Raw genomic sequence first — 7,600 nt, forward strand, 5'->3', positions numbered from 1 at the left:
CTTCAGCCGCGCCTATCGCGAGAATGACTATCTGTGGGGACGGCTCCACGGTGCCGACCGGCTGATCGACATCGTCGCGTCGAGCGTCGGCGGCGAGGGTGCGCTGCGCGCCGACGAGCTGGCGGCGCTCAAGCGCCGGGCCTTCCACGCGATCCTCGATGAAGAGGAATCGCGCTTACCCAAGGTCGCGGCGCTGATTGCCGAATTGCGGGGCGAGATTGAATGATTTGGCGATCTTTAGGATACTGACCCGGCGACGGTTCAATCCGTCAGATCGTCCCACATTTCCTTGAGCCGTCCGAAAAAGCCCTGACTTGCCGGGCATTCTTCGCCGGTTTCGGTTTCGCGGAACGCCTGGAGCAATTCCTTCTGCTTGGCATTCAGCCGCGTCGGCGTTTCGACGTCGATCTGAACCACCAGGTCCCCGTGGCCGCGACCGTTGAGCACGGGCATCCCGGCGCCGCGCTGACGAAGCTGCTTGCCCGACTGGATGCCCGCGGGAATGCTGATGTCATGCTTGCGCCCGTCGAGGCCGGGGATGGTGATGCAGCCGCCGAGCGCGGCGGTGGTGAAGCTGATCGGCGCGCGCGTGAACAGCGTCGTGCCTTCGCGTTCGAACAGCTTGTGCCGCGCCATGTGGAGGAAGATGTAGAGGTCGCCAGCCGCCGCGCCGCGCGCGCCGCTTTCGCCTTCGCCCTGCAGGCGGATGCGCGTGCCTTCATCGACGCCGGGCGGGATTTCGACGGTCAGCGTCTTGCGCCGGTCGACACGGCCTTCGCCGTGACAGGTGCCGCACGGGTCGGTGATGACCTCGCCCGATCCCTGGCAGTGCGGGCAGGTGCGCTCGACCATGAAAAAGCCCTGCTGCGCGCGGACCTTGCCGTGGCCGTTGCAGGTGGTGCAGCGGTGCGTCGCGGTGCCGGGCTTCGCGCCCGATCCGTCGCAGGCGTCGCAGCGCGCCGCGACATCGACCTGAATCTCGCGGCTGCAGCCGGCAAAGGCGTCTTCGAGCCGGATTTCCATGTCGTAGCGCAGGTCGGCGCCGCGCGCGGGGCCGCGCTGCTGCTGCCGGCCGCCGCCGAAAGCCGACCCGAAGATCGATTCGAAAATATCGCCGATGTCGCCGAATTCGGCGCCGCCACCGAAGCCGCCGCCCGGGCCGCCGCCATTCTGGAACGCCGCCTTGCCGAAGCGGTCGTAGGCTGCGCGCTTTTGCGGATCTTTCAGGCAATCATAGGCTTCGTTGATGGCCTTGAACCGCGCTTCGCTGTCGCCGCACCCCGGATTCTTGTCGGGGTGATATTTCATGGCGAGCTTGCGGTAGCTGGCTTTCAGCGTCGCGTCGTCGGCGCCGCGCTCGCATTCGAGCAGTTCGTAATAATCGATGTCGAGCGACATGGTCTATCGGCCCCCTCTGCCCCGCCGCGCCGGGAAGCGCGACGGGGAGAGTTTCATGCTTACTTCTTGTCGTCTTCGACTTCGGAGAATTCGGCATCGACGACATCGTCGTCGGCCTTCTTCTCGTCAGCATCGGCGGCGGGCGATGCCGCGGCCTGCTGTTCCTTTTCGTAGATCGCCTGGCCCAGCTTCATCGCGACCTGCGCCAGCGCCTGCGCCTTTTCGGTCATCGCAGCGCTGTCGCCGCCTTCGACGGCCGTCTTGGCTTCGGCGATCGCCGCTTCGATTTCCGACTTCAGCCCGGCGTCGATCTTGTCGCCATGTTCGGCGATCTGGCGCTCGGTCGTGTGGATCAGGCTTTCGGCGTTGTTCTTCGCCTCGGCTGCCTCACGGCGCTTCTTGTCCTCTTCGGCGAACTGTTCGGCGTCCTTGACCATCTGGTCGATGTCGGCATCCGAAAGGCCGCCCGAAGCCTGGATCTTGATCTGCTGTTCCTTGCCGGTGCCCTTGTCCTTCGCGCTGACGTTGACGATACCGTTGGCGTCGATGTCGAAGGTCACCTCGATCTGCGGCACGCCGCGCGGCGCCGGCGGGATGCCGACCAGGTCGAACTGGCCGAGCATCTTGTTGTCGGCGGCCATTTCGCGCTCGCCCTGGAACACGCGGATCGTCACCGCCGACTGATTGTCGTCGGCGGTCGAATAGACCTGGCTCTTCTTGGTCGGGATCGTCGTGTTGCGGTCGATCATGCGCGTGAACACGCCGCCCAGCGTCTCGATGCCGAGGCTCAGCGGGGTCACGTCGAGCAGCAGCACGTCCTTGACGTCGCCCTGCAGCACGCCCGCCTGGATCGCGGCGCCGATGGCGACGACTTCATCGGGGTTGACGCCGGTGTGCGGTTCCTTGCCGAAGAAATCCTTCACGACTTCGCGCACGCGCGGCATGCGGGTCATGCCGCCAACCAGCACGACTTCGTCGATCTGGCTTGCCGAAACGCCGGCGTCCTTGATCGCCTTCTTGCACGGTTCAAGGGTGCGCTTGATCAGCTCTTCGACCAGCTTTTCCAGGTCGGAGCGGGTGATCGTCTTGACGAGGTGCTTCGGCCCGTTGGCGTCGGCGGTGATGAAGGGCAGGTTGACCTCGGTCGTCGCAGCCGACGACAGTTCGATCTTCGCCTTTTCGGCGGCTTCCTTCAGCCGCTGAAGCGCCAGCTTGTCGCCGCGCAGGTCGATGCCTTCGTCCTTCTTGAAGCCGTCGGCCAGATATTCGACGATCTTGCTGTCGAAATCCTCGCCGCCCAGGAAGGTGTCGCCGTTGGTCGACTTCACCTCGAACACGCCGTCGCCCACTTCGAGCACCGAGATGTCGAAGGTGCCGCCGCCAAGGTCATAGACCGCGATGGTCTTGTTCTCGCTCTTGTCGAGACCATAGGCGAGCGCGGCCGCGGTCGGCTCGTTGATGATACGCAGCACTTCGAGGCCGGCGATCTTGCCGGCGTCCTTGGTCGCCTGGCGCTGCGCGTCGTTGAAGTAAGCCGGAACGGTGATCACCGCCTGCTCGACCTTTTCGCCCAGATAGGCTTCGGCGGTTTCCTTCATCTTCTGAAGGATGAAGGCGCTGATCTGCGACGGCGAATAATCTTCGCCGCCCGCCTTGACCCACGCGTCGCCGTTGGCGCCCTTGACGATGGTATAGGGGACGAGTTCCATGTCCTTCTTGGTCATGGGGTCGTCAAAGCGGCGGCCGATCAGGCGCTTCACCGCAAAAATGGTGTTTTCGGGATTGGTGACGGCCTGGCGCTTTGCCGGCTGGCCGATCAGGCGCTCGCCATCCTTGGCGAAGGCGACGATCGACGGGGTCGTCCGCGTGCCTTCCACATTTTCGATAACCTTGGGCTTGCCGCCTTCCATCACCGCGACACAGCTGTTCGTGGTGCCGAGGTCGATCCCGATCACTTTGGCCATAGTCTCAACGTCCTTATCATTTTCCGGCGCCCTAAAGAGGCACGCCGCACATGGGTTCCCTTGCGGGTTTGATGGGCGCGATATAGGTGCGCTAATCCTTGGCACAAGGGTTTTGACCGCTTACTGTGGATCGAAAATCGACGCATTTCGGGAGTCCCGCATCATGAAGCCTTTCGCCATCGCCGCCCTTGCAGCCAGCGCACTCGCCCTGACCGGCTGCAACGGCAAAATCGGCAGCGACCCGCAGCTCGCGGTGGTCGCCGGCTATATTCAGATGGGCGCGACCCCCGACAGCCCCGCCGCGGGCTATTTCACGATCAAGGGCGGTCCGCAGGATGTCGAACTGGTCGCGGTGACCGCCGACCTCGCGCAGCGCGTCGAAATGCACGAAAGCGTCAAGGAAAATGGCGTGGTGACGATGAAGCCGCTGACCACTGCGACCGTCCCCGCGAAGGGCGAGCTGGAATTCAAGCCCGGCGGCAAGCATCTGATGATCTGGCACATCAACGGCGCCGCGGTGCGCGCCGGCAAGCTGCCGATGCAGTTCGTCTTCACCAACTATAACAATGACCGCATCCTCTTCGACCTGCCGATCAAGCCGGCGCCGGGCGCGAGCGCCGACGGCAGCGGCGACGCGCCGGCGGGGGCGATGGCCGGGATGGAGCATGGCTCGATGGACCATGGCGCGACCAACACGGACGCGGCGAAGAAGTAAGCACCCGTGGCGCGGCCGTCGCGGCCCCTGACGGCGGGCGAAATTGCGCTGGCGCGGTCGGTCTTCGGCGATGCGATCGCCTATGACCGCGTGCGCATATGCCATCGCAAATGGATATTCTTCCAGCCGCGCCGCGTCGTGATGGCGCCGATGGGGTCGCTGCATTTCCACCCGCATGGTGATTTATACTGCGACGATTTCGCCGCCGCGTCGCGGTCGCTGAAGGGCCTGTTCCTCCACGAACTGACGCATGTGTGGCAGGCGCAGACGCGCGGGCGCTGGTATCTGGTGCTGATGCGCCACCCTTTCGCGAGCTATGGCTACAGCCTCAAGCCCGGCTGGCCGCTTGCGCGCTACGGGCTCGAACAGCAGGCGGAGATCGTGCGCCATTACTGGCTGCTTACCCAGGGCGCGACGATCGCCGGCGCGCCGGGGGTGGAGGCGTATCGCGCGATCCTGCCGTTCGCGGACGGCGGGGCAGCAGCATAGGCGCCGCGCCGCGCGTCAGGCGGCGATCAGCCGGAACTGTTCGCGAAAATCGGCGTCGCTGTCGATACGGCCGCGCATCGGGGTGACGACATCGCTGCCGTCACCCTCGCCCTCTTCGAACAGCGCACACGCCGCCTCGCCGCCTCGCGCGATGCTGTAGCGCTGCGTCACTTTGCCCGTCGGCCGGAATCCTAGCTTGCGGAGCACCGCGCCCGACGCCGGATTGTCGATGAAATGACCCGCGCCGAGCTTTGGCAGGTTCATCGCGCGCGCGATCCGGACGAGCTGGCGGCCGGCTTCGGTCGCAAAGCCGAGGCCCCAATAGGGGCGGGCGATCCAATAGCCCATTTCGAGTGGCCCTTCGGGGCTCGGCGCGATGCCGCAGCCGCCGACGAGGCGCGGGGCGCCGCCGGTGCGCGCGAAGATCAGGAAGCTGGGCTGCGCCGGGTCGACCGGACGGCCAAGGAAGTCCTGCGCCTCGTCCATGCCATAGGGCCAGGGCGCGCGGGCCAGGTTGCGCACCACCGCTTCCTCGCCGATCGCGCGGGCGAGTGCGGGGGCATCTTCGAGCCAGCCGGGCCGCAGCAACAGTCTTTCGGTACGCGCAAACATTTTCGTCACTCCCATTTGCCTGTCGCCGTGGCGCCAGATGGTGACGCTTTGACGACAGTCGATATGCGAGGGAGATGGATGGCCCTGTTTTCGCGCCGGAAATTCAAAGGGACCGGGTTGGTCCGGATTCCGGGCAAGAAAAAAGGGAGACCGGGGCGACCCGTCTCCCTCTTTTCGAACTTTGTTCCCGCCTGGGCGGAAAGGACCGTTCCGGGTCGTCCCTTGGTGGACGACCCTGGAAGATCGTCCTTATTCGGCGGCTTCCGCCATGGCGTCGACCGACACATATTTGCGGCCAAGCTTGCCATCGTGGAATCGGACGCGGCCGTCCGCGGTCGCGAACAGCGTGTGGTCCTTGCCGATGCCGACGTTGACGCCCGGGTACACTTTGGTGCCGCGCTGGCGCACGATGATGTTGCCGCCGATCACTTCCTGACCGCCGAACTTCTTCACGCCAAGGCGCTTGGCCTGCGAGTCGCGACCGTTGCGCGACGAACCGCCTGCTTTCTTATGTGCCATGACCTAAACTCCTTGTTTCGTTCTTCAGCCGAGCCGCGTGATCGCGCTCAGGCGTCCTTCTTGGGGGCCGCCTTCTTGGCAGCGGGCTTCTTTTCGGCGGCAGCGTCGGCCTTGGGCGCAGCGGCCTTCTTCGGCGCAGCAGCCTTCTTTTCGGGCGCGGGCGCAGCGGCGGCTTCTTCGGCCTTCGGCGCGGCTTCCTTCTTCGGAGCGGCCTTCTTGGCTTCGCCGATCGCGGTGATGCGCAGCAGCGTCAGCGACTGACGATGGCCGTTGCGGCGGCGATAATTGTGCCGGCGGCGCTTCTTGAAGACGATGACCTTTTCGCCGCGGGTCTGGGCGATGATCTCGGCCGAAACGGTCAGACCCTTCGCATCCTTCACCTCGCCGCCGTCACCGGCCAGCAGAACGTCACCAAGCGACACGGTGTCACCGGCTGCGCCTTCGATCTTCTCGACGGCGATCTTGTCTCCAGCGGCGACGCGATACTGCTTGCCGCCCGTGCGCACGATTGCGAACATGGTCTTCCATCCAATCAGAAACTAAAACACCCGCGCTCCCGGTCAGCCGCCGAAGCGACCGATTTTTCCGGCATGCGGGAAAGTCAGCGCCACTAGCGGCGAACGGCGATGCTGTCAACCGCATATTTCCGCGCTTTTCATCGCGAAAGGGGCGGTTCGGGGCGCGCGGCGCCGCTCCTCCGATTCGGCTTGCTGCGATGCGTCTGCCCCCATATCAGGGACGGCGATGAAGCCAATCCTTGCAATCCTGCCGCTGATGGCCGCAATCCCGCTGTCGGCCTGCGCCGCTGCGCAGGGCGGCGACTATCCTTCGCTGGCGAAACGTCCGGTCGAGGGACGGTTCGACGTCGCGCCGCCGTCGGTCGTCGTGCCGCCGCCGGGGCCGCTGCCGACCGATCTGGCCGGGCGGCTGGCGCGCTGGGAATCGGACGCGGTGGGCGCGCAGCAAGCCTTCGCCCGCGAACGGACGCCGACCGAGGCCGCCGTCACCGCAGCGGGCGGCGCGGCGATTTCCAGCGAAAACTGGGTCGTAGCGCAGCAGGCGATCTCGCGCCTTCAGGCGACGCGCGCGCCGCTGACCGACGCGCTTGCCGACATCGACCGCCTCTATCTTGAACGCAGCATCGCCGAATCGGTCGACGGGCTGCCCGAAATCTATGCGCTGCGCGACAAGCTCGCGGCGATGCTGGCCGCGCAGGACGATGTTCTGACCACGCTCGAGCGGCAGTTGCCGGGCCAATAATAGCTCAGTTGTTGAGCCCGTGCTTCTTCAGCGCGTGGCGGATCTGGTCATAGCTCAGACCCAGCGCTTCGGCGGCGACCTTCTGGTTGAAGCGGCAGCGCGCCATCGTGTCCGACAGGATTTGCCGTTCATAGGCATCGACCGCCGCGCGCAGATCGCTGACGGCGCCGCCGGTGGGCGGGGCCGGAGTTGCCATTGCGCTATCGTCACCGGGCGCGGCGGGGGCAGGGGGCGCCGCGTCGGCCTTCGCCTGCGTCTTGCGCACTGCGGGCTGCCACGGGCTGGCGAAGGGGTCGAAGCTCAGCGCGTCGACCGGACGCGTCGGGTCGGCCCAGCGATAGATGGCGCGTTCGATGACGTTGCGGAGTTCGCGGACATTGCCCGGCCAGTCGTGGCCCTCCATCGCCGCGAGCGCGCGCGGGCCGAAGCCCGGCCATTCGTCCCAGCCGAGCACCGCGGCCATGCGCTGTCCGAAATAGGTGGCGAGCACCTCGATATCGCCTTCGCGCGCGCGCAACGGGGGCAGGGTGATGACCTCGAACGACAGCCGGTCGAGCAGGTCGGCGCGAAAGCGGTTGTCATCGACCAGCGCGGGCAGATGCTCGTTGGTCGCGGCGACGATGCGGACGTCGACGCGGATCGG

At 65.8% G+C, this 7,600-nt stretch carries 10 protein-coding genes; 4 read left to right on the forward strand and 6 right to left on the reverse strand.

Annotated elements, in window-relative coordinates; genetic code table 11:
• Positions 1–226: DUF3376 domain-containing protein (locus ABS88_RS21820; protein ID WP_286750570.1), on the forward strand; the 226-nt coding region annotated here is incomplete at its 5' end.
• Between the two features lie 35 nt (positions 227–261).
• Here ABS88_RS21820 and dnaJ read toward each other — a convergent pair.
• Together dnaJ and dnaK are read right to left on the reverse strand one after the other, a co-directional pair.
• On the reverse strand, positions 262–1,398 hold the full coding sequence (gene dnaJ / locus ABS88_RS21825) for a molecular chaperone DnaJ (protein WP_003040677.1): 1,137 nt from the start codon (positions 1,396–1,398) through the stop codon (positions 262–264).
• A 59-nt stretch (positions 1,399–1,457) separates the two neighbouring features.
• Positions 1,458–3,362 (reverse strand): molecular chaperone DnaK, encoded by a 1,905-nt coding sequence (gene dnaK / locus ABS88_RS21830; RefSeq protein ID WP_062900706.1) that lies wholly within the window; start codon positions 3,360–3,362, stop codon positions 1,458–1,460.
• 163 nt (positions 3,363–3,525) lie between these two features.
• Between dnaK and ABS88_RS21835 the strand changes: the two genes are divergently transcribed.
• Positions 3,526–4,077: a copper chaperone PCu(A)C gene (locus tag ABS88_RS21835; protein ID WP_286750571.1), complete on the forward strand. Its 552-nt coding sequence runs from the start codon at positions 3,526–3,528 to the stop codon at positions 4,075–4,077.
• A 6-nt stretch (positions 4,078–4,083) separates the two neighbouring features.
• Positions 4,084–4,566: a vgr related protein gene (locus ABS88_RS21840; RefSeq protein WP_286750572.1), complete on the forward strand. Its 483-nt coding sequence runs from the start codon at positions 4,084–4,086 to the stop codon at positions 4,564–4,566.
• Positions 4,567–4,581: 15 nt separating this feature from the next.
• On the opposite strand, the gene ABS88_RS21845 is transcribed toward ABS88_RS21840, so the two are convergent.
• The 3 genes from ABS88_RS21845 to rplU form a co-directional block, all read right to left on the reverse strand.
• Positions 4,582–5,178, reverse strand: coding sequence for a GNAT family N-acetyltransferase (locus ABS88_RS21845; RefSeq protein WP_286750576.1), 597 nt, complete (start codon positions 5,176–5,178; stop codon positions 4,582–4,584).
• A 249-nt stretch (positions 5,179–5,427) separates the two neighbouring features.
• On the reverse strand, positions 5,428–5,697 hold the full coding sequence (gene rpmA / locus ABS88_RS21850) for a 50S ribosomal protein L27 (protein ID WP_003040665.1): 270 nt from the start codon (positions 5,695–5,697) through the stop codon (positions 5,428–5,430).
• A gap of 47 nt (positions 5,698–5,744) precedes the next feature.
• Complete coding sequence (rplU, locus tag ABS88_RS21855; RefSeq protein ID WP_286750573.1) at positions 5,745–6,215, reverse strand: 50S ribosomal protein L21; 471 nt, start codon at positions 6,213–6,215, stop codon at positions 5,745–5,747.
• A 226-nt stretch (positions 6,216–6,441) separates the two neighbouring features.
• Between rplU and ABS88_RS21860 the strand changes: the two genes are divergently transcribed.
• Positions 6,442–6,957 (forward strand): hypothetical protein, encoded by a 516-nt coding sequence (locus ABS88_RS21860; protein WP_286750574.1) that lies wholly within the window; start codon positions 6,442–6,444, stop codon positions 6,955–6,957.
• Positions 6,958–6,961: 4 nt separating this feature from the next.
• Here ABS88_RS21860 and ABS88_RS21865 read toward each other — a convergent pair.
• The coding region (locus tag ABS88_RS21865; RefSeq protein WP_286750575.1) for an AAA-type ATPase lid domain-containing protein at positions 6,962–7,600 on the reverse strand (639 nt) is incomplete at its 5' end.

This window comes from Sphingopyxis sp. SCN 67-31, assembly GCF_001725095.1.

Excerpts from the sequence above, each read along its gene's own strand:
- dnaJ (WP_003040677.1), bottom strand. The coding sequence starts at position 1,398 with ATGTCGCTCGACATCGATTATTACGAACTGCTCGAATGCGAGCGCGGC.
- dnaK (WP_062900706.1), bottom strand. The coding sequence starts at position 3,362 with ATGGCCAAAGTGATCGGGATCGACCTCGGCACCACGAACAGCTGTGTC.
- ABS88_RS21835 (WP_286750571.1), top strand. The coding sequence starts at position 3,526 with ATGAAGCCTTTCGCCATCGCCGCCCTTGCAGCCAGCGCACTCGCCCTG.
- ABS88_RS21845 (WP_286750576.1), bottom strand. The coding sequence starts at position 5,178 with ATGTTTGCGCGTACCGAAAGACTGTTGCTGCGGCCCGGCTGGCTCGAA.
- rpmA (WP_003040665.1), bottom strand. The coding sequence starts at position 5,697 with ATGGCACATAAGAAAGCAGGCGGTTCGTCGCGCAACGGTCGCGACTCG.
- rplU (WP_286750573.1), bottom strand. The coding sequence starts at position 6,215 with ATGTTCGCAATCGTGCGCACGGGCGGCAAGCAGTATCGCGTCGCCGCT.
- ABS88_RS21860 (WP_286750574.1), top strand. The coding sequence starts at position 6,442 with ATGAAGCCAATCCTTGCAATCCTGCCGCTGATGGCCGCAATCCCGCTG.